This is a genomic window from Shewanella sp. ENK2 (assembly GCF_043568515.1).
Classification (GTDB): Bacteria; Pseudomonadota; Gammaproteobacteria; order Enterobacterales; family Shewanellaceae; genus Shewanella; species Shewanella japonica.
Genome location: NZ_CP171406.1, coordinates 480,949 through 502,381, shown reverse-complemented (window position 1 = coordinate 502,381; position 21,433 = coordinate 480,949). Strand labels below are relative to the sequence as shown.

Annotated in this window: 16 protein-coding genes and 2 pseudogenes; 11 read left to right on the top strand and 7 right to left on the bottom strand. The window is 41.6% G+C overall.

What is annotated here, in order from left to right; genetic code table 11:
* Positions 1-62: 62 nt before the first annotated feature.
* The 4 genes from ACGEDC_RS02395 to ACGEDC_RS02380 form a co-directional block, all read right to left on the bottom strand.
* Positions 63-635, bottom strand: a complete 573-nt coding sequence (locus tag ACGEDC_RS02395; protein ID WP_055025086.1) for a chalcone isomerase family protein — start codon at positions 633-635, stop codon at positions 63-65.
* Between the two features lie 69 nt (positions 636-704).
* A complete protein-coding gene (locus tag ACGEDC_RS02390) occupies positions 705-1,184 on the bottom strand; it encodes a DUF2947 domain-containing protein (RefSeq protein ID WP_055025085.1) in 480 nt (159 codons plus the stop codon).
* Between the two features lie 163 nt (positions 1,185-1,347).
* Positions 1,348-2,868, bottom strand: coding sequence for a methyl-accepting chemotaxis protein (locus tag ACGEDC_RS02385; protein WP_394498208.1), 1,521 nt, complete (start codon positions 2,866-2,868; stop codon positions 1,348-1,350).
* A 397-nt stretch (positions 2,869-3,265) separates the two neighbouring features.
* Positions 3,266-5,557, bottom strand: a complete 2,292-nt coding sequence (locus ACGEDC_RS02380; protein WP_394496214.1) for a peptidase U32 family protein — start codon at positions 5,555-5,557, stop codon at positions 3,266-3,268.
* Between the two features lie 126 nt (positions 5,558-5,683).
* Here ACGEDC_RS02380 and ACGEDC_RS02375 point away from each other — a divergent pair, with 126 nt between their 5' ends.
* Positions 5,684-6,343 carry a glutathione S-transferase gene (locus tag ACGEDC_RS02375; RefSeq protein ID WP_055025082.1) on the top strand — a complete coding sequence of 220 codons (660 nt, stop codon included), beginning with the start codon at positions 5,684-5,686 and terminating at the stop codon, positions 6,341-6,343.
* Here the strand turns inward: ACGEDC_RS02375 and ACGEDC_RS02370 are convergent.
* The gene (locus tag ACGEDC_RS02370; protein ID WP_394496211.1) at positions 6,340-7,128 is read right to left on the bottom strand and encodes an SDR family NAD(P)-dependent oxidoreductase; all 789 of its coding nucleotides are present in this window, start codon (positions 7,126-7,128) and stop codon (positions 6,340-6,342) included. The two genes, ACGEDC_RS02375 and ACGEDC_RS02370, sit on opposite strands and share 4 nt — an antisense overlap.
* Positions 7,129-7,243: 115 nt before the next feature.
* Here ACGEDC_RS02370 and ACGEDC_RS02365 point away from each other — a divergent pair, with 115 nt between their 5' ends.
* Positions 7,244-7,597 carry a winged helix-turn-helix transcriptional regulator gene (locus ACGEDC_RS02365; protein WP_055025080.1) on the top strand — a complete coding sequence of 118 codons (354 nt, stop codon included), beginning with the start codon at positions 7,244-7,246 and terminating at the stop codon, positions 7,595-7,597.
* Positions 7,598-7,669: 72 nt separating this feature from the next.
* Here ACGEDC_RS02365 and ACGEDC_RS02360 read toward each other — a convergent pair whose 3' ends face one another.
* Positions 7,670-9,082 carry an endonuclease/exonuclease/phosphatase family protein gene (locus ACGEDC_RS02360; protein ID WP_394496208.1) on the bottom strand — a complete coding sequence of 471 codons (1,413 nt, stop codon included), beginning with the start codon at positions 9,080-9,082 and terminating at the stop codon, positions 7,670-7,672.
* A gap of 381 nt (positions 9,083-9,463) precedes the next feature.
* Positions 9,464-12,049, bottom strand: a complete 2,586-nt coding sequence (locus tag ACGEDC_RS02355; RefSeq protein ID WP_394498206.1) for an acylase — start codon at positions 12,047-12,049, stop codon at positions 9,464-9,466.
* A 441-nt stretch (positions 12,050-12,490) separates the two neighbouring features.
* Here ACGEDC_RS02355 and ACGEDC_RS02350 point away from each other — a divergent pair.
* From ACGEDC_RS02350 to pseG, 9 genes and pseudogenes are all read left to right on the top strand, one after another.
* A pseudogene (locus tag ACGEDC_RS02350) lies at positions 12,491-14,568 on the top strand (protein-disulfide reductase DsbD family protein).
* Positions 14,569-14,743: 175 nt separating this feature from the next.
* Positions 14,744-15,265 (top strand): protein disulfide oxidoreductase, encoded by a 522-nt coding sequence (locus tag ACGEDC_RS02345; protein WP_211030914.1) that lies wholly within the window; start codon positions 14,744-14,746, stop codon positions 15,263-15,265.
* A gap of 195 nt (positions 15,266-15,460) precedes the next feature.
* Entirely contained in the window at positions 15,461-15,967 is a 507-nt protein-coding gene (locus ACGEDC_RS02340) for a prepilin-type N-terminal cleavage/methylation domain-containing protein (RefSeq protein WP_394496205.1), read from the top strand.
* A 236-nt stretch (positions 15,968-16,203) separates the two neighbouring features.
* Positions 16,204-16,758 carry a hypothetical protein gene (locus ACGEDC_RS02335; RefSeq protein ID WP_394496203.1) on the top strand — a complete coding sequence of 185 codons (555 nt, stop codon included), beginning with the start codon at positions 16,204-16,206 and terminating at the stop codon, positions 16,756-16,758.
* Positions 16,755-16,982: a hypothetical protein gene (locus tag ACGEDC_RS02330; protein ID WP_394496201.1), complete on the top strand. Its 228-nt coding sequence runs from the start codon at positions 16,755-16,757 to the stop codon at positions 16,980-16,982. The genes ACGEDC_RS02335 and ACGEDC_RS02330 overlap by 4 nt, the downstream gene beginning before the upstream one ends.
* 540 nt (positions 16,983-17,522) lie before the next feature.
* Positions 17,523-18,514, top strand: a pseudogene (gene pseB / locus ACGEDC_RS02325) (UDP-N-acetylglucosamine 4,6-dehydratase (inverting)).
* Between the two features lie 2 nt (positions 18,515-18,516).
* The gene (gene pseC, locus ACGEDC_RS02320; protein WP_394496199.1) at positions 18,517-19,665 is read left to right on the top strand and encodes a UDP-4-amino-4,6-dideoxy-N-acetyl-beta-L-altrosamine transaminase; all 1,149 of its coding nucleotides are present in this window, start codon (positions 18,517-18,519) and stop codon (positions 19,663-19,665) included.
* On the top strand, positions 19,662-20,348 hold the full coding sequence (gene pseF / locus ACGEDC_RS02315; RefSeq protein WP_394496197.1) for a pseudaminic acid cytidylyltransferase: 687 nt from the start codon (positions 19,662-19,664) through the stop codon (positions 20,346-20,348). The genes pseC and pseF overlap by 4 nt, the downstream gene beginning before the upstream one ends.
* Entirely contained in the window at positions 20,345-21,415 is a 1,071-nt protein-coding gene (pseG, locus tag ACGEDC_RS02310) for a UDP-2,4-diacetamido-2,4,6-trideoxy-beta-L-altropyranose hydrolase (protein ID WP_394496195.1), read from the top strand. The genes pseF and pseG overlap by 4 nt, the downstream gene beginning before the upstream one ends.
* The last annotated feature ends 18 nt before the right edge of the window (positions 21,416-21,433 follow it).

Below are 21,433 nucleotides of genomic sequence, written 5' to 3'. Positions count from 1 at the left end.
TGTTGTGAACAATAAAAAAAGCGACCATTAGGTCGCTTTTTTTATTGCAAGAATAGCGAGGGCTAATTCGCTAACATATTCTTGCGTAGGCTCTTTTGAGCTGGGTCGTCACCTAACCAAATCTTCAGCAATGCTTGTCTAAACGCTTCGCCTTCAATAGTGGCTTGTTCAACGCCGTTTTTAAAACTGGTTACGCCAGCACTTTTATGAGTAACAAAGGTAAATTGATCCCCTTTGCTGACTTCTTCAGTAAATAGGCCCATAAACTGAGTGATTTCAGCTTGTATTGGACTAATGTCACCGTCAGTTGCGCTATCAAAACCCTCGTTAATGGCATCGACCATTTTATCTGAGGTGATCATACCTGAGGTGATGTTAAGGCGAACAACTGCTATTGGTTGCGCTAATACAGACGTTAAATCGGTTGCTGGCGTTGCGATATAAAGGCTGCCAACATACAAATCCATAAAGAATTTACTGCGTACACCTGCGCCATTTAATGCAAGAGATTGCTCTGCGATTGTCAGGTTATCTTCAAGTTCGACACCTGATACGGTTTTAGCTTGTACTAGCGTCGATGAAAATAAACTTGTTGAAAGAACAGCGGTTAGAGCGATTGTTGAAAATGCTTTCATAGAGGACTCATTTTATAATTGTATTGATAACCACGTTGATAAGTTTGAGTACACGTGGCTAATCGGTTTTTAGCTGCGCATCCCTAGCTTATATTGTCCATTTTGTTCAAACATGATTGCTTGTTTTTTCTTGGGAGCAATCAGGATTGGACCGTCATCGAAAAACAAAAATGCTTTCCAATTACGGGCAAACACCGCCCAAGTGGTTTCAATAATTTGATATTTTTCGTAGCAGAAGAACACTTGGGTATCGTCGTCCCAATCGATAAATTCAGCAATGGGCTCTAGCAATGCATTGTCATCAGAGTCCCATGCAGATTGCCAATGTTCAGTTTGTTTCCAAGCGTCTTGTTTGGCCGCCCAGTCACCTTTAGAGAATAATTCAGCACGATTACACTTATTACTTATCCATTGATTCCAGACAGTCATTGCACTCTTATCGGTAAGTGGCTTGATTAACGCTTTATCTGTATCTAACACAGGTAAATCTTTATGGTTAAAAATCCACTTGCGCTTGTATGCATCTAATGGGATGTAAGTGTGTGCCAAAAATAGCTCCTAGGTCTGAAAGAGATGGGTCTGCATTAAGACAGGGATTATAACGACTCGGTCATCATAGTGCTAGGGCTGTAGGGCAGGGTTATATTAATACAACAAGAAAGCTTGATGCGCAGCACTCACGGGGGAGTGTAGCGCGCCGCGCACCAAACTTTTAAACTCTAAATCGTCTGATCAGCGAATGAAAAATGCCGATAGTGTTTTCAAGTGATTCACTCGCTGTAAGCGATTTATTCGCTGCATTGGCAGTTTCAGATGCGCCGTCTGCGATATCGATAATCTGTTGGTTAATGTGTTCGGCCACGGCGCTTTGTTCTTCGACAGCAGAGGACATTTGAAAGGTCATATCGGTAATATTAACCACCGCATCTTTAATTTCATTCAGGGCATTACGGGTATTTTCAACGACTTCCACACCGTGTTTTGCTGCAAGCTCACCTTGGGTCGACATTTCTACAGCGCTGGTGGTTCTTTGTGAGAGCTGGTTAATGACGCTGTGAATTTGGTCGGTTGATTCGCGAGTTTTTAATGCGAGGGCGCGGACTTCATCAGCAACCACACTAAAACCGCGGCCTTGCTCACCCGCGCGAGCCGCTTCAATAGCAGCATTTAACGCTAATAGGTTGGTTTGATCTGCAATGGATGAAATGAGATTAGCAGCTTGACCGATTTCAGCGGTTGAGTCAGATAATTCCTTAACGGTAACAGCAATGCTGTCGACGGTATGACTGAGTTGATGAATCGATGACAAGGATTCATCAGCCAGCTTTGAACCTGCATCCACAAATTGAATGGCGTTTTCAGCGCTATGAGAGTTTTCCTCAATTTTTTGGGCGACTTCTTGAATCGCTTGAGACATTTCGGTGATAGCTGAAGCAATCTGTTGTGTGGCAATACCTTGTTGTTCTACGGAGGTCTGAGTTACGGCGACTTGGGTTTTACTGATATTGGAGATGTCACCTAAAGCCGAAACCGACTCGTTAATGCGAGTTAACGCGGTGCGGCACCTTGCTATTTCGCTGATAAAGGCAAGCTTTGCTTGAGCACTCATGCCGACATCGTCAAAGTAGGTTTGGGCTACGGTAACGTCTGCGAACGATTTAGGGCTGATATCCAGTAGGTGCTGCCAATGACTGGCTTGTTGTTTAAGACTCCATAAGCTGCTAAGCAAAGCTGTTGCCAGCGTTGCAAATAACCCAGTGTGATTGCCTTGAAAGCCGAAGTATCCCATCAGCGCTAGGCTAGGTAGAACAATTGGCAGTATCTTTGCCGTATGATGACCTAGCTGAGTCATTAATGGGGCTGCTGATTTCCCTGCGAGAATCCGTGAATAAGCCTTGGCTGCTCGCTGTTTTTCTGATGGTTCGGCGCTAACCCGTACTGACTCATAACCCACTAAGGTTTTGCCATCATATACTGGGGTAACAAACGCGCTGACCCAATAGTAATCGCCATTTTTGCGGCGGTTTCTAACTAGCCCCATCCACACTTTTCCTGCTTTAAGTGTCTTCCACATGGTGGCGAAAACGGCTGCTGGCATATCAGGGTGGCGAACTAGGTTGTGCGGTTTACCAATGAGCTCTTCGCGGCTATAACCACTGGTATCGATAAAAGCTTGGTTGCAATGGGTAATAATCCCTTTGGGATCGGTACTGGAAACGAGTGGGTATCTGATGGAAATAAATATTCTTTATTGCTTGCAGTATGAGTGTTCATAGTTCTTCTTATTATTAACTGCTGACGTCGCAAAAATGAGCTAAACGTGATGTTTATCTCAAAATGTGTCAAGAATGTAATGCAAACTTAATGAGATTTAAAGTAGCTAAAACAACTGCTTAGAGGTATTTTTTAGGAGGATATGCTAAGGAGTATAAAAACCTTAATTTAAACAAGTGTTTAAACGGGATTAATGAACAATTGAGTTAATGTTGGGTGATACAATTTGTTGCAGGTTTTTGTGTGGGCTGGCGTTAAATTTAAGGTTTTCAGTTTGTTATGAGCATAAAAAAGCCCTGAAAAATATAAGCAGGGCTAGATAGTATATTGAATGCTAACTCATAATGCCGTCAGACTTACAAACCATTTTGGTATTGCAGATAAGTAGACTCTGGCACCATTTGGGCTAACGTATCACTGGCATTACGTTGCCCATCGAGTAAGGCTTCAAATTGCTTAATGAGCGCCACTTTATCAGGTGATTCTCTATCGCCAGCACCAATATTGGTTAGATCAATCATAAAGCCATCAAACATATGGCTTAAATCTTCAATAATGTCAGTATTTAAAAATTGATCTTGATTATAAATACTTGGGTAACCTGCTTTTTGTTTATCAATGGCAAATGAGTCGCCTTTCAGGTTTTTGATGCTAGTTGATTTGTCACAGGACAACATACAGCCATTATCAATTCTTGGCTTTTCACAGCCAACACTTTGCTGGAAGAAACACTGACGGCTAGCCATTAATAAAATTGGATGATAAATACTGTAGAGCATCTTAAAGTTATTTGGTCTGGCTATTTGCTTAATTTGTTGGCGATTGATTTCGTTTGAAATAAAGGCGCCGCTGCACTCAAAGCCTTCTTGTAATGCTAATAGTGCATATGAATTAGTCGTATTTAGGAAGGGCCCAGCAATCCACTTAATGCCTAATCGATTAGCATGATAAGCGATACCAGTATTGTTCGTAACGATTAACGGCGGCTTCACTTGCTCAAGAATATTCAATGCGACATCGTAATCTTTACCAATTAGCACAGGCGGGAACCAAGGTATTAGACGAGGATTTTGCTGTAAAAAGTCGACATACTTGGTGCAACCACGTTTATAAGCATCGGGTAATTTAAAATAAATATCCCCTTCAGTGATGTTGGCTAAATCTGCGTCGGCTTCATCACAAATCAACATTGAAAGCGCCGGCTTTTGGCCTTCAGGTTTTGGGTGGCGTGCAAGCTTTGGCAATTCCACTTCTGGGATGACTTCAATACCATCGTTTAAATAAGCTAATAACTCATTTTTCAGCGTGGTTATTTCACGATAAGGGATACTCATGCCATCAGTGAGGTCTTGGGTGTTTAACTCGACTAAATCATAGTTGGCGTTATTAATATTTTTAAAGCGCTTTTCAATGGCTTCTTGATCAACGCTTAATTTTTCACTCGGACGCATTAAACTGGTTGAACTCAACACAATTGTCTTCGAGTCAATATCACTTAAATCACTGCTATTTTGCTCAGTGGTTACTGTCAGTGTTAAGGGCTTTTCTTGTTCGCAGGCAAACGTTAACTTGAGTTTAGTTTTTTCAATACTCAAATGCGCAATTTTGTCATCGACCGAGGCATTGATTTGTTTTTTATCCACTTGCAATTGTTGCTGTGCGTCATGGATTTGGACTACTGAAATCGATTCGCCTTTTTCGGCTTTAAGCTTATCGACCAAGTGATTTTTAGAGTTATCACGAGGGTTATCAATAAACATCGATTGGTTTAAGTCACCACGTAAAAATGCATTGGTGAAATCACGGTTAAAGACTTTATAAAGTCGCTCGCCATCTTGTGTGAGTTCTCCAGTTTCTATATAGCCATCGATTTGCTTACGGAAACTGTCAATAACGGTATGGACGTAGCTTGCGCCTTTGATCCGACCTTCAACTTTAAAGGAATAAACACCCGCATCAATGAGTTTAGGTAAGTCAAAAAATGCTGAGTTATCTTTAATGTTTAACGGGAAGTTATTGCCCGACTCTGTGGTTTCGTATTCTTCACGACAAGCTTGGCTGCAGCGGCCACGGTTACCTGAATTACCCGCACTGGCAGAGGTTGAGTAACAAAGCCCTGAAAATGCCACACACAATGAGCCATGAACAAACACCTCTAATAAGGTATCGTGCTCTTTTGCTACCGTGGCGAGTGCGGTTATTTCTCTTAAGTTTAATTCTCGAGATAAGTTAACTCGGGTTGCACCCAAGGTCTTTAAAAATGGAATTTGGCCAGCATTATGAGTGGTTAGCTGAGTTGATGCATGAATATCCAGCGTAGGGAAGTGCTTACGCAATACGTACAGTAAGCCCATATCTTGAACGATAACGCCATCTAATGTGGTGTTAACCAATTTGTTGAGTAGTTTTATGAGTGTTTTGAACTCTTGCTCTAAAATCACAATGTTCAAGGTTAAAAATATTTGGCAGTCATATTGATGAGCCAATCTAATGATCCCAACTAACTGATCGAATGAAATATTAGCAGCACGGTTACGGGCATTAAAAGTATCTAGGCCGCAATAAACAGCATCTGCTCCAGCTATAATGGCCGCTTTAATTGCATCGACATCACCACCTGGGGCTAATAATTCAATCTTAGGTTTCATGCTTTATAAGGTTCTCAGTTAATTTTAATGGGGGGATGTTACCCGTATATGTTGCGAATGAATATGGTTAAAGTACATAATTAATTAGTAAACCCGTATATAAGTTGTAAGGGAAGTAAGACAACAATGAATAAAATCATGGATTTACCTGTAATCTACTCGCTCAGAAATTGTCCTTTTGCAATGCGAGCTCGTATTGCCATTTATAAGTCAAAACAGCCTGTATTACTGCGTGACTTAGTCTTAAGCGACAAACCCGCTGAAATGCTATCGGTATCGCCTAAAGGCACTGTGCCAGTCGTTGTGACCCCAACGGGTACTATTATAGAAGAAAGTTTTGAGGTGATGTTATGGGCGTTGACCCAAGGCGATCCTGATGACTTGTTGTTTGCTGATGATGACACTTTAGATAGCATGCTGGCGTTAATCTACACCTTTGATAGCGAGTTTAAGCGCTGTTTAGAAAACTACAAATGCGCTAAACGTTATAGTGAATCTAATATTGTGGAATGCAGACAAGCTTGCGAAAAGTACATCGTTAAGTTGGAAGAATTACTGTCACAGCATCGCTTTTTAATGGCTGATAGAGAAAGCTTAGCAGATATTGCAATACTGCCGTTTATTCGTCAATTTGCCCGGGTTGAGCGGCAATGGTATCTACACGCTCCATATCCTCATTTACGTATTTGGCTGAACCGTTATTTGCAAAGCAAGATGTTCAGTAAAGTCATGACTAAACATCCGCTTTGGTTAGAAAATCGAGAAGATATTCTGTTTTGTGGTTAATTCCTACCTGCCATTACTCCGCCGTCAATATCCCATATGGCGCCTGTAACCCAACTGGATTGCTCACTGAGTAAAAAGTCGATTGTTGCCGCTACATCATCTGAGGTACCAATTCTGCCGATGGGGTGAAACTCATTAAAAGAGGCTAAGGTTTCATCCATTGCATCAGGTTCAATAAATGCCCCATAGATAGGGGTGTTGACCACTGCAGGGGAGACTGCATTCACTCTAATATTGTATTCAGCTAGCTCCATTGCCATATGCTGAGTTAGTGAGTGCAAACCCGCTTTAGCCATAGAGTAAGCAGATGATGGCGTTGCTTTAATCGCTTGTTTAGCCCACATTGAGCCAACATGTACAATTGCGCCAGCTTGATATTGACGCATGTTTTTAGCGATTGCTTGGGAGATAAAAAAGCTCGCACGATTCAGGTTTATATAACTATCGTAATCTGATTGCTGGTGGTCTAAAAAGGCGGTTGGGATGAATTTACCTGCTGCGTTAACAAAGTATTGAATGTGATGGTGTGCTTGTTCAATGATACTGATGAGTCGTGCGATATCATCACTTTGATATAAATCTGCTTGCAGGGTTTGTAGTGAGGCTGTTGAAGGTATTTCATCTAATACGGTTTTAGCTGCGATTAATTTATCTACTGAACTGCCGACAATTAAGGTGTTGATGCCTTGAGCAAGTAAACGCTTAGCACTTGCTAACCCTATGCCACTTGAACCGCCTAAGATGATGGCTGAAAACGCTTCGAGTGATGGTGTTAAATTGTTCATCAGTTGACTCCAAATTGTTTGAGTTATATTGCCTATAGACTCAGTTTAATAAACGCTTTAGGCTATTGAAAAGTAGGCACAATTTAGTGTCATAGGTACTTATTGGTACATATTTATGAAAACAAAAGAAAATTTATTTTCAAAGAAGTCAGCACCCAATAAAAGTGCGCGTATGGTTGAAGCGATTTATGGATGTAAGTGGTCACTGACTGTGTATCAGTTATTGGCAAATGGTATCAATCGACCTGGGGCTATGGTTAGTCATGTTGAAGGCTTAACCACAAAAGTGCTCAATGTGTGTTTAAAGCGAAATGTTGAGTTTGGTATTTTAGAAAAAATCACTTTCAACGAGCTTCCACCAAGAGTTGAGTACAAGGTAACTGACTTTGGCCAAAAGTTTTTACGCATCCTAGATGAGTTAGAGAAATTACAGCAAGAAATTGATACTGATTTTTCATCACTAAATTGACACAAAAAAGCCCGCAATGCTTGCGGGCTTTTGTATTAGAAATAAACTGTTTCAGCTTACTATATTGACGGATTAAAGTTCTACGTTAATCCAGACTAAACGGTGATCAGAAGAAACTGACTTTCCGCCGCCGCCCCAATTACCTACACGCTCGTCATTCATCATTAGACGACCTTCTTCAAAAGTCGCTGGCCAGAATACACCTGAATCAGTCACATTCAAGTCACTTGAAGGGATAACGTGGTCTAAGCGTAAACCAGATGTGCTGGTCACAAGATCTGGGTACTTAGTGCCCCAGTTTTCTTCTTTACATTCACCGTTAGACAAACACTCTGGTCCGCCTAAGCTACTTGGTGCGTAAATTCCGTGAGTAGCAAGTTGGTTAACTTGGTCACTGTACATTAAGTCTTTGATGGTATCTAAGTAGCCATCACCAGATTCTGGATCAGCATTCAAATCACCTAAGATCACAAATGATGCATCGCTATCGATACCGCCTTTGTTACCTTCGTCATCGTAAATATAGCTACCTTCACCAGATGTGTAATCATCCCAGAATTTGATTTCAGCACGGTTAAGTAACTTGTTGTTTTCAGTCACAGTGTCGAAAATAGGTGGTGTTGGGTGCGACATTAATAAGTGAATGACTTTATCGCCATCTGCTGTAGGAATGATAATAGGTGCATCAACATGGTTCTTAGATGACATTGGCTTTTCTGCCCATGCCTCAGCGCTGTACCATTCATCACCACATGCCTTTCCTTCTGGGATCGGATTGCTTTCGTCTTCACAGTTAATGATGGTTGGGTTGGTTTCACCTGGCATGTCTTTCCATTTGAAGTCTTGGAAAGTACGGATGTTATCTGTATCAATTGGGTATTGAGATAGTAAGCTGAATGCATATTGACCATGGTAGAAGCCAAAGCCCCAAGCATCATCAGGAAGGGCAACTTTACCATCGTGGTTCAAGTCGTGACCACTTAATAGGCCAGTATTTGTGGCGAAGTTTTCAAAATAACCAAACTGTATTGGCTCAAGGGCTTCAAATTCTTCAGATGTTGAACCTAACGCATTTTGTGGCACAGTCAGGTAGTTTAAACGGAAACCTTGAATTGCTTGTTGGCTTTCTGCTGTCCCATCGTTATTGAATTCACCCATCCATAAGATTGCAGGTCGTTCAGTTTGGATAATTGCTGCAACGTTGCGAATTTGAATAACCTTTTCTGCTACAGCTAGTTCTTCGTCGCTAAGCGACTCATCGAACCATTTCTCCATTAATTCATCTTGCTCTGCGACGGTTAACGCCATTTCAGCGACAAGATCTTCAAAGGTGTTTCTGTCAAATGACAAGTTATAAGCACCAATGCGTACATCTGTTGTTTCAGGTGCTGGCTCACCTGGATAGTAGTTGTTTGTTTCGTCGTTGCAACCCGTAAGCAACGCTACACCGACAGCTAAAGCTGCAGCAGTTTTAAACATTTTCATATTGAACCCCATTTATTATTTATGTATTCCCTTTACTGGGAATTGTGCGAGATTTTAGCCATGTGTAATGAGGGGCTACAAATAAAATATACCAATGTAAATGTGGGGTTAATCGTAGATCTGTTTGTGTCTTAATTGGGTCTTGAGTGTTTATTACGGGTTGCGCTTAGGTTGGTTTTGTTGGTGTTTATTGCGAGTTGCTTAATTGAGTGGGCCGCTGTTGGATTAAATTGATTTTACCATTACGTCTTGAGCTTTTTAGCTGTACTTGTATCAATATAAAGCCCGCGAAATGCGGGCTTAGTATTGATGACAACTTATATGCAGCGAAAGCTGCATCAATAGATGCCGCTAAGTGATTATTAACGAGTTAACAGTAAGCTATTCACCTTTTTGAAAGCTTAGTTCAGTCGTTGACTCAACGGATGCGGCAATATCAGCTTCATTAAATAGAAACGGACGCAATTGCTTTTCTGTTGAATACAGCACACTTTGATCGGCAAAAGAGGGACTAAGAATATTATTCGACTCAGAATAAGTTAAGATTCCTTTAGCCACAGGGCCATCATCAGTAAAGCTCACCGCCATCATCCAGCTTGAACCATAGCGAATGTGATAGCCTTCGGCAGTTAACCCTGAAGCCAAAGGTGTCCCTGATACCGCGTCCATCACTGCGGCATATTCATGCTGAGGTATTAAAGTATCATCGCCTGACAAGCTGGTAGAAAATACATTAAATCCGCCTTCTGCATTGTGGGTTCCAGGCCAAGGTAGTTTAGTGCCAGAAGCGCTGCCATCAGGCAATGATTTTTCAACAAATTGAACAGACCCCATTGGCGCATCAACTTCAAATCCTGCCGCTTCAACATTAAGAGTTGCACGAGCAAGTGCTACGAGCGCACTGCCATCTGTGGTTAAGGTATGGGGCGTAGTTGCGGCATTGTTGTAGTCAAATGGCACTGCTAACATGCTGTTTTGATCAAACTGATGTGCAAACTCACGAATTAATGCGCCGCCAACGCTGTCGTTATCTTGTTTACCGTTCCACGCCTTTAGCGCAGTACAAGCGCTACTGATATCTTTAGAAATCGAATCAGTCACCATGACTGGCGTGTCAGCTTGTGCATCACACTGGCTGATTAGGTCAGTAAAAATAAGATCGTTTAAATATATCCGGTTAGACAGCAGCGCGGTCTCTAGCTCATCAATATTAAACTTACCATCATCACCTGCTGCATCTTCCATTAAGGTGAGTGCCATGCGGGTACGAAGTGACAGTTGGCCTCGCTCAGGGCCATACATTGGTGAATAATTCTCTAATGGCTCATCAAGGTTAGTTGACCAGAATGAGTTATTAGAGTTTTGCACAAAGTCAGTACGTTCAAGCTTTGGCGCTCGGTTGTACGGCATTGGGCTGTCGAAATCAAAAATAGAGGTGTTACCAGGTAAGATGGTAAAGCCTGCTTGTTCTCTAGCCGCAATAATATCCGGGTTGGTTTTTAGCAAAGATACGGCAAAGTCACTTAAGCCCGGCACTGTTGAGTCATCAATGTAAAAGGCATTACCTTCTTTATCGGCGTACATGGTGTTATTAAAAATAACCCCGTCATAGTTCTTAAAGGCTTGTTGAAACTCATCTTTATTGGTAGCCCGATTCATTGCAAACCAATGATCGATAGGATCTTTAGTTGCCATATTGGCATCTTGAATCATAAAGGCTTGGCCATCATCCCAACCAAAAGGAGCAAGTCCGACAGGGGCTTCTACAATTGGCCCTTTAGCCGTGGTGTAGATGTCTTTTTCAGCAATGAGCATACCTGCAGGTCCGCCATTAACGAGGACTTGCACGGTTTCTTTGTTGATTGGCATGGGTTTACCTTCATAAAGGTATTGCATGCGATCGCCACTGACTAGCTCAAGGTTATACATCACAAAATGCTCGGCAGTTGAGAAGGTATGTGTCCAAGCTAGGTCTTTGTTAAAGCCAATATTGATTAACCCTGGCATGCCAACGAGTGATCCGCCCATGACATCAAGCTGGCCTGGAATCGTGATATGCGATTGCCAAAAACGCAAGTTGCCCGTATGAGGGAAATGCGGATTACCCAGCACCATTCCTTTGCCATTTTCAGTTTTATCTTTACCGAGTCCCCAGCCGTTTGAGCCTAAATCACGAGGGTTGGTATCTGGTGTAGTAATGGTATTGGCACGAGCGATTAATTTGGTGTTCACATCTTGAATAAAGGCGGTTTGCATTGCTGATGGCGCTGGGCCAACAATACGTGGCAGGTACTCTTCAGCATCACCAGGATTAGCATAAAAGATCAAATCTAAAAAGTTAGCTGCGCCCGGTAATAAGGCGATAGAGAATAAATAGTTTGCAACATCGACCCCTTCAATGGGCTTAACCCAAGGTTGACCTGCGCAAAAAGGGGAAGCTTGCTGTTCCCCAGCATCGACGTCAGCAAGATACTGGTTGTATCCTGCGCTGAAGCCTTCCATTAATGCACGTGAGTTATAACTAAATTGTGAGTATTGGTTTTCGGCTAACTCGCGAATTTTAAGTGCTTTATACGCAAAATCTGAAATTAAATTGCCGTTATCTTCAGCTGTTGGAAGTCCTGTGGCAAAGTCAATTGAGGCGTGAGGTCCAAAATACATTGAGCGTTCAGAATTGGCTTTGATAAATCCATCGGCAAGTATACATAAGTTATCTTGTGCTTGGGCGTACCCGCTGCCAAACGCCAAGCTTTCAAGGTTGTCGGCTTGAATATGTGGAACGCCATAAGCAGTTCGACGAATTTGTGCTTTAAGCATCCCGTCTGGTGCAAAAGCTTGCAGTGGCTGTGTGACTTCAGGTTCAGGGGTAACTTCAGGGGAGCGAGAGTAGTCGGTGTCATTGCCGCAACCAGCGATAAAAACTGAAGATGCAACGCCAATAGCTAGCATGTGTTTATTCAAATGCATTACTTTCATGGAAAATTATCCTTATTATTGTTGTCTCATTTTATTGATAAATGAGTGAGTCTTGCCTTTCCTTGGTGTCTCAACTTCAGAGCAGTTAAGCCTTTAGGGCCACAATATCGAAATACAACAAAAACACCTGATTCGATTAAAGCAATCATTCAAACGTATGTCTATATTTAACCTGTTTCAGTTTATGTCAGAAATAAAGCGCTAGATGAGAGTGGGTAAAATGGGTGGGTTGTCATGAAAATCAATAAATAAAGTACCGCTTCACAGATTTACACTTTATCCACTAATTTAGTGACATTAGATGAACTATTTTGTCATTATTTCGGTCTATTAAGCTGCCATTGTCTATGTCCTTGGTGACGCTTTTTTTATTGTCATTTTACAACCGTATTTATTGCTCGAGCAGAATGAGGGCAATATAAGGAAAGTTTGTTGAATATTGTCAAAACGATCATTTTTTCTACTTTGATGTTGATGCTGGCAAGCATCACTCCATTGGCCAATGCTGCTACGACAGGTTGGCTAGTCAATGATAATCATCCGCCAGTAAAAGTTCGCTTTATGCTGACCGGAGAGCTTGATGAAAAAACCAATACGGTTCCTGCCATTTTAGATGTGCAATTAGATGATGATTGGAAGATGTACTGGCGTACGCCGGGTGAGGGCGGCATTGCCCCGAAAATAGATTGGAGTGAGTCATCTAATCTTGGAGACGTGAATTGGCAATGGCCGACGCCTCAGCAATACACCATCATGGGTTATAAAACCCAAGGTTATCAAGGTGAGGTGGTATTCCCTATTGCGCTGAAGGTCGAAGATATTAATGCGCCAACGTCACTGATGGGCAAATTTACCTTATCATCTTGCACGACTGTCTGTGTTCTGACGGATTATCAGCTCGAATTAGATTTAACCGCGAATCAACTTCAAGCAGACACAGAAGCGATGTTTGAGTTCAATAAAGCCATTTCGGCAGTGCCACAATTAGTGGATATTGATACGGCTAATGATCAAGTTAATGTGGGGTGGGACAAAGCGCAAAACCTACTCCAAGTGACGTTATTAGATGACAGTTGGCGTCAGCCACAGGTCATTGTTGATGGCGATAAAGAAACCAATTTCAATCCTATTAGCGTAAGTCGACAAACACGTGATGATGGCTCGAAAGTATGGACGGCTTTTTTGAGGTATCGACTTGGAACGAAGACGCCCAATTGGATAAGAAACAACTGAATATTACGGTAAGTGATAATCAGCGAGCGTATGAATACGCAGCGAATGTTCAGTTAGCCTCAATTGATATGTCAGATAATTCATTACTGACTATGCTATTTTTTGCATTACTAGGCGGGTTGATTCTTAATGTGATGCCTTGTGTATTACCTGTATTAGGGATGAAGTTAAGTTCTGTTATTGCTGCGCCTGACTTGCAGAAAAATCAAATAAGAACTCAATTTATCGCTTCTGCATTTGGCATTATTGTGTCGTTTTGGCTGTTGGCTGCCTTTGTGATTATGCTGAAGGTTACGGGACAAGCTGTGGGATGGGGCGTGCAATTCCAAAACCCTTGGTTTATTGGGTTTATGGTGATTGTCACTTCTGTATTTTCGCTTAATATGCTTGGTGCATTCGAAATTAATCTTCCATCGAGTTTGCAGACTAAACTTGCTACCACGGGTGGCAATGATCATCGAGGTCATTTTTTACAAGGCATGTTTGCCACTTTACTCGCCACCCCTTGTAGTGCCCCGTTTTTAGGGACCGCAGTGGCTTTTGCCTTAGGGGCTGATGTACTTAGCTTAGTGGTCATCTTTACTGCATTAGCAATAGGAATGGCACTACCCTGGCTATTAGTGGCTATGTTTCCGCAAATAGCCCGTTATTTCCCTAAACCAGGGCGCTGGATGAATATCGTTAAAGTGTTCTTCTCGGTGCTATTGTTGATGACCAGTTTATGGCTAATCAACCTATTATCAAGCTTTATCAATGTCATAGCTCTATGGGTCATTGCGGTTGTGTTAGTGTTAGGTTTCTTTGGGCTTATGGCCAAGCAATATGGCGTTCCAGCTGTTATTGCAAGTTTTAGCATAGTGGTGATGTTTGCTGCTATTGGCGCATTTGCAACGTCTGACGACTGGTCAAATCCGCTGCCAACGGATCTCGCTTGGACGCCTCTTGAGCAAACAGATATTGCAAGTAGCGTGGCTCAAGGCAAAACGGTATTTGTGGATGTAACTGCTGATTGGTGTATTACCTGTAAAGCCAACAAGGTTGGGGTGATTTTACAAGACCCTGTTTATTCAACGCTAAAACAAGACCATATGGCGTTAGTGGAAGGTGATTGGACAACAGCATCGCAACCGATTACTGATTACTTACAAAGTCATGGCCGATTTGGGGTGCCGTTTAACGTGGTTTACGGCCCTAATGCACCAGATGGAATAAAGCTCCCGGTCATTTTAACGACAGAACAAGTGCTTGCTGCAATTGAGCAAGCATCAGCTCGATAAGTTTTTATCAACCAATGTGAATACAAATGTTGAGTCTGGCGGTCTAGTCAACGAGCAGTCGCAATACTGAGTAAAAACCTGAGTCTGAATATTAGAATTGAAATCAGTAGTAAAACCTGTATTGCGATAACCGAGCCTTCTTAGACACGATAAGACATTGGAACACCAGATAACGATGAAAGAGCCCAACCAGAAAACATGGGGTAAGAAACTACTCAGTGGTTTGAAACAATTATCAATTATGTTGGTATTGTTTATTTTGGTATCGACAGTGGTTGATCTTTGGCGAGGAAAAGATTTACCAACAGAGTCATTACCAACGATGACTGCAGTCGACTTAAATGGTGACCTTGTTGATGTGTTGGCCATGAGCCATGACGATGCTGTGTTAGTCTACTTTTGGGGAACCTGGTGTCCTGTATGTCAATTTGTGACTCCAGCAGTAGATATACTCAGTGAACACTATTCAGTGGTCTCGGTCGCAATGAGCTCAGGCAGTGATGAAAAAATGAAGCACTTTTTGTCTGACAAAGGATATACATTAAGTACGATAAATGATCGACAAGGTTTCTTATCTCGTAAGTGGTCTGTGCAAGTGACGCCAACTGTCATGGTATTTAAAAACGGTGAATTGCAATATTACACCACCGGCTTTACCAGTTTACCCGGGATGTGGTGGCGATTACTCACAGCCTAGCTTATTACTGAAATAAATGTCGCCCAACTAGAAAACCAACACCAGCATAGTGTTGGTTTTTTATTATGTGGTTATGGATATAGGTCATTGGTTTTCTTAGCTTGAATAAGGCGTTAGGTAGGGTTATAACTGATATTAGAATGATTTTTTATTGAACAAATCTGACCTTGCTTTTTATAACCGCTTAGGTGAGCTATGAAAAAATTTAACCTGATTGAGTCAAATAATGCGGGATTTACATTGATTGAAATGGTTGTGGTTATCATTATTTTAGCCGTGCTTGCAATCATCGCTGCCCCCAAGTTTTTAAACCTGAAAACCGATGCATCCATTGCAAGCCTCAATAGCTTAGAGGCCGCCATAAAGTCCGCTAATTCAATTGTTTACTCTAAGCTGGCAATTGAAGGTAAAGAAAAACTTTCTTCGTCCTCTATTGAACTTAACGGAGAAACTATCACCACAAGCTTTGGTTTTATTTCGCCTACTGCTGACAATATTGAAAATGCGATAGAGGGAAGTTTTGAGCAAGTAAATAACCTTAATGCTGAGATCACTGCTGATTGGGGCACCTTTGAAATTGCAGGGATCTTGGTGTTGTTATTTCCAAAAGGCTATACCTTCACTGATACTTGCTACTTTTTTTACTTAGCATTTCCTGGCGCTACCGAACCGAGTTTTTTTGCAAACCAAACTGGTTGCTAAGAGTGTTTTTTACAACGTTATTTTTTGTATTCTACGATGCGCAATAGTGGTTAGTCTCTCTCGTAAGTCGGTTAAATATAGACATAATTGGCAACATATTAGTGTATGCGCATATAACGGCAGTGACGTATAGTCGTTATGGCATACAATTACGGCATACAATAACTAAGATAATTGTTTAACCTAAGCGAGTTTGACTAGCAACTCATTACATTGAGCGGAAAAGGAAGATTGACATGTTAAGGATTGATAAGAGTAAGACTTGGATTGCTGCAGTGATAGCAGGAACCTCTTTGTTGTGTAGTTTTTCATCTTTTGCTGCCCTTACGCCATTTCAACAAGATGTCATTGAAGTGATGAAAATGGAGCATCGTACAGATGCCGATAAGCAAAGAGATGATAATCGTGCTCCTTATTATGCGTTGGAATTTTTTGGCTTAACAAAAGAGATGAAGGTTATTGAATTCGCTCCTGGTGATGGTTGGTATAGCAAAATACTGGCCCCGCTGTTAAAAGATCAAGGTGAATTGCACTTAGCCTATAAAGCAGAATGGTTAGAAGGTTTGAATGATCTGTTAGCAAAAGATGCTATGAGTAAAGCGCAAAAGCTACCTATAGCATTGGACTGGAACCCAAAAGCAAGAAGTTACACATTAGGTAATATTGATTTTGGTATGACAGATGCCGATATGATGCTCAGTATTCGCGAGTACCATAACTTCAATGTAGAAGATAAAACTAAACTGAATAAAGCCACATTTGATGCGTTAAAACCGGGGGGATTTATGTGATTGTTGATCATACTCGACGCCACATGATGCCTGAAACTGATGAAATGCGTCGCCGCGAAGATCCTGTCGATGTGATTTTAGAAGTGCAAGCCGCAGGATTTTTGTTAGAGAAATCATCGAATATGTTTTACCGCCCTGATGACGAATTACGTTACGAGGTTGGGCGTAAAACCGTGACTGGCAATACGGACAGATTCACTTTGGTATTTAGAAAACCAAAGTAAAGAATATCAATTGAGCTCATTGAGTGAATAAAACGGCATATGGTTTCCCTATGTCGTTTTTTATGGCCGAAATAAGGCCAAATGCCAAGCTTTCGGTGATGCTGCTCAACTATATTATTGTTAAAGATTGAATGAATTAAATTTTCTATGCTAGAAATATTAGTCAGTTGCTGTGTGCAGAGTATTCAATTTCGTTAGTCAACATTTTGACAAAGGCGGCTACATGCGAAAATGTGAGCTTCAAATACCACCTTTTTAGACTCGGGTGATAAAAAAATGCCTAAGTCGATAGTTAGTTGAGCTTATAGAATGATAGACTCAAGCTAGCGGTAGGTTTAGTTAAGTAATTAAAAATAATGCATATTATTGTTGGTTAATTACTCAAAAAATACAGGCTTAGAAATACGCGGCTAGAAATTTTCCCAGAGTGCGTTAAGTAAGCTTATTGTGGTGTGATTTTTGCTTTTAATCATATATTGCATAAGTTTAATGGGTTTTCAGCCTACCGCATGGACATAATTACAATGATTTGGAGAGTGCATGTTTGATAATCAATCTATTCTGATAACAGGCGGTACTGGTTCGTTTGGACAGAAATATACAAAGACTATTTTAGCGCGCTATAAGCCAAAAAGGTTGATTATCCTATCAAGGGATGAACTAAAGCAGTACGAAATGCAGCAAGTCTATAATGATCCTTGCATGCGCTACTTTTTAGGTGATGTCCGTGATGCAGATAGAATGATGCAAGCATTCAAAGATGTAGATTATGTCATTCACGCAGCGGCAATTAAGCAAGTTCCGGCTGCTGAATACAATCCGATGGAATGCATCAAAACCAATATTCATGGCGCAGAAAATGTCATTAAGGCAGCGATTGCTAATAATGTGAAACGAGTCATCGCATTATCAACCGATAAAGCGGCTAACCCAATCAATTTATATGGCGCAACTAAGTTGGCTTCAGACAAGTTATTTGTTGCTGGTAACAACATTGTTGGTGATGGAAGAACACGCTTTTCAGCAGTGCGTTATGGCAATGTCGTCGGCTCTCGTGGTTCGGTTGTCCCTTTCTTCAAATCGCTCATTGCCAACGGCGCTGATTCTCTACCTATTACTCACCCTGATATGACACGGTTTTGGATCACACTTCAAGATGGTGTTGATTTTGTGCTGAAAAACTTCTCACGAATGCAAGGTGGTGAGATATTCATCCCTAAAATTCCTTCTGTACGAATTACTGATTTAGCTGAAGCATGTGGACCAGGTCTTAAGCAAGACATTGTGGGGATTAGACCCGGTGAAAAAATGCATGAAGTGATGTGCCCAGGAGATGATTCTCACCATACTTTAGAGTTTGATGATCACTTTGTTATTACCCCGAGTATTACTTTTTTGGCAGAGATAACGATTACTCAACCAATAAACTCGGTGAGAAAGGGCAGTTAGTAGAACTCGGGTTTGAGTATGATTCCGGTAAGAACCCTGATTTTTTATCGATTGAACAAATTAAAAATCTGGATGAGGCGTAATAATGATTCCATATGGGCGCCAATCCATTTCTGATGCAGATATCGACGCAGTTGTTTCGGTACTCCATTCGGATTTTTTGACCCAAGGCCCGCAAGTGCCGTTATTTGAACAAAATATTGCCGACATCACTAAGTCATCATTCGCGGTCGCAGCCAACAGTGCAACCTCTTTATTACATGCCGCCTGTATTGCATTAGGAGTGACCGAGAAAGCGATAGTCTGGACAAGCCCTATCTCTTTTGTTGCATCTTCAAATTGCGCCCTATATTGCGGGGCTGAAATAGATTTTGTTGATATCGACCCACAAACTGCAAACATGTGTCCGATTGCGTTAGCCGAAAAATTGACCATTGCGGAGAAAAAAGGGGCTTTGCCTAAAGTCATTATTGCAGTTCATATGGCAGGCCATAGTTGCGATATGTTGCAGATTTCGGCACTCGCGCGACAGTACGGGGTTAAAGTTATCGAAGATGCTGCCCATGCTATTGGTGGCCATTATCTAAACTCGCCTATTGGTAGTTGCCAATATAGTGATATTACCGTTTTTAGTTTCCATCCAGTCAAAATTATCACCACAGGTGAAGGTGGCGTTGCGACAACGAATGATCCTTTATTGGCCAAATCAATGGCGCTAACGTGTAGTCATGGTATTACCAAAAAACAAACCGAATTGCTCAATCCTGATGAAGGAGGTTGGTATTGCGAACAACACGCTTTAGGGTTTAACTATCGCATGACGGATTTGCAAGCGGCACTTGGTAATAGTCAGCTTAATGTTTTGAGTACGTTTATAAGTAAGCGAAATGCGCTTGCTTTGGAGTACCTGCAACAGTTTAACGATACTCAAATTAAAGTCGTTACGCCTTTAGAATACACCTTAAGTGCTTATCACTTGTTGCTTGTAAGGCTGCCAAAAGGCTGCAACAGAAAACAAATTTTTGAAAAGATGCGTGAAGCAGGCATTGGTGTGCATGTTCATTATATCCCGATTCACCTGCAGCCTTACTATCAGGAGCTTGGCTTTAAGAAAGGTGATTTTCCGCAAGCTGAAGCTTACTATCAATCTTGCCTCACTTTACCTTTGTTTCCTGATTTAACCTCCGAGGAATTAGCATTCATTTGTGACACTCTAAAGGAGTTAATCAAGTGAGAATTGCAATTATTCCTGCTCGTGGTGGCAGTAAACGTATTCCAAAGAAAAATATCCGTTCTTTTTGCGGTAAGCCAATCATTGCAAGATCGATTGAAGCGGCGATTGAATCTGAATTATTCGATCACGTTATTGTGTCTACTGATTGTCAGGAAATCGCAAAAATTGCCAAAGATTACGGCGCTGAAGTTCCCTTTGTTAGACCCGCTGAATTATCAAATGATGTGGCGACAACGCGTGTGGTGGTAAATCACACCATTAATTGGGTCAACGATAACTTAGGTGATGTTGAGCATGCTTGCTGCTTATATGCAACAGCACCGTTTGTAACCGCCAAAGCGATAAAGCAAAGTTTTGCTCAACTTATGGAAGTGGGGACAGACTTTTGCTTTACCGTGACAAGTTTTGCCTCACCTATCCAGCGTGCATTATTTATGAATGACGCTGGTCATGTTGAAATGTTTACCCCGCATCAATTACAAACTCGCTCTCAAGATCTCGTTGAGGCCTATCACGATGCCGGGCAGTTTTATTGGGGTAAAGCTGAAGCTTTTTTACGAGGAGATATAATGTACTCCAACCATGCTACGCCTTTTATTGTGCCGAGGTATCAAGTGCAAGATATTGATACTGAAGAAGATTGGGTGTTTGCTGAACGTATATTTCTAGCGGGAAAAATGTGAAACGAGTCGTAATCCGTGCAGATAGTGGCCGCCATATCGGCAGCGGTCATATCATGCGTTGTTTGACTATTGCAAAGTTACTCAAAAAACTGGGTGCAGAAGTGACATTTTGTTGTCGTAATCATATTGGTCATCAATCTGACGTTTTGAGAGCGTTTCCGCTTGTCATGCTGCCAGAGCCTGAAGAATATACCCAGGAGCATGGTGAATATCCTCATAGTCATTGGTTGGGATGCACAGAAGAAAAAGATGCTGAGCAGACGATATGTGAGTTAACACGAGCTGGTATAAAGCCTGATTGGGTCATCGTTGACCATTTCTCTTTAGGTGCAATCTGGGAGCAAAAGTTAACATCAGAAACCCACGCTCATGCTTTGGTCATTGATGGACTCAGAGATAGGCCACATGAATGTCAGCTTCTTATTGATCCAACACTAAATAAACGTTCTGCTACACCTGGAGAAGGTCAGGTACTTTTTGGCCCTTGGCACATTCCCCTTCGTGAGGAATTTACCGAGATTAATCCGAAACGAAGAACTGAACTTAACAAAGTGTTTGTGTGTTTTGGTGGCGTTGATAAAGATGACATCACGGGACAAGTTTGTGATGTGTTAACCCAGCCGTCATTTCGAAACAAGTTAGAAAAAGTCGATGTTGTGGTTGGATCGTCATACCCTCACATTGAGCGACTTAGTGCGTTATGCCAGCAATATTCAGGCTATTTGAATCTTGAAGTTCAATCGACACGAATATCAAAACTGATGGCAGATGCTGATTTAGCCATTGGTGCTGGTGGCGGGATTTCTTGGGAACGTTGCGCCGCAGCATTGCCAGCGCTTTGTTGGACGATTGCAGATAATCAGACCGTACCTAATGAACAACTAGCCAGCTTAAATGCCATTATTCATCTCGGTAAAGTGAGTGAAAATTTAACGCACGAACTTGAGTCAAAGATGGCTTTATTATTCGCACAACCCGAAATATTGTCAGCGATGTCTGCGAGTGCAAAAAAGGTCATGTTAGGGTGGGATAAGAAAAATACTTGGATGACACAGATACTCAACTAAGTGATTAAAATTAGGAAT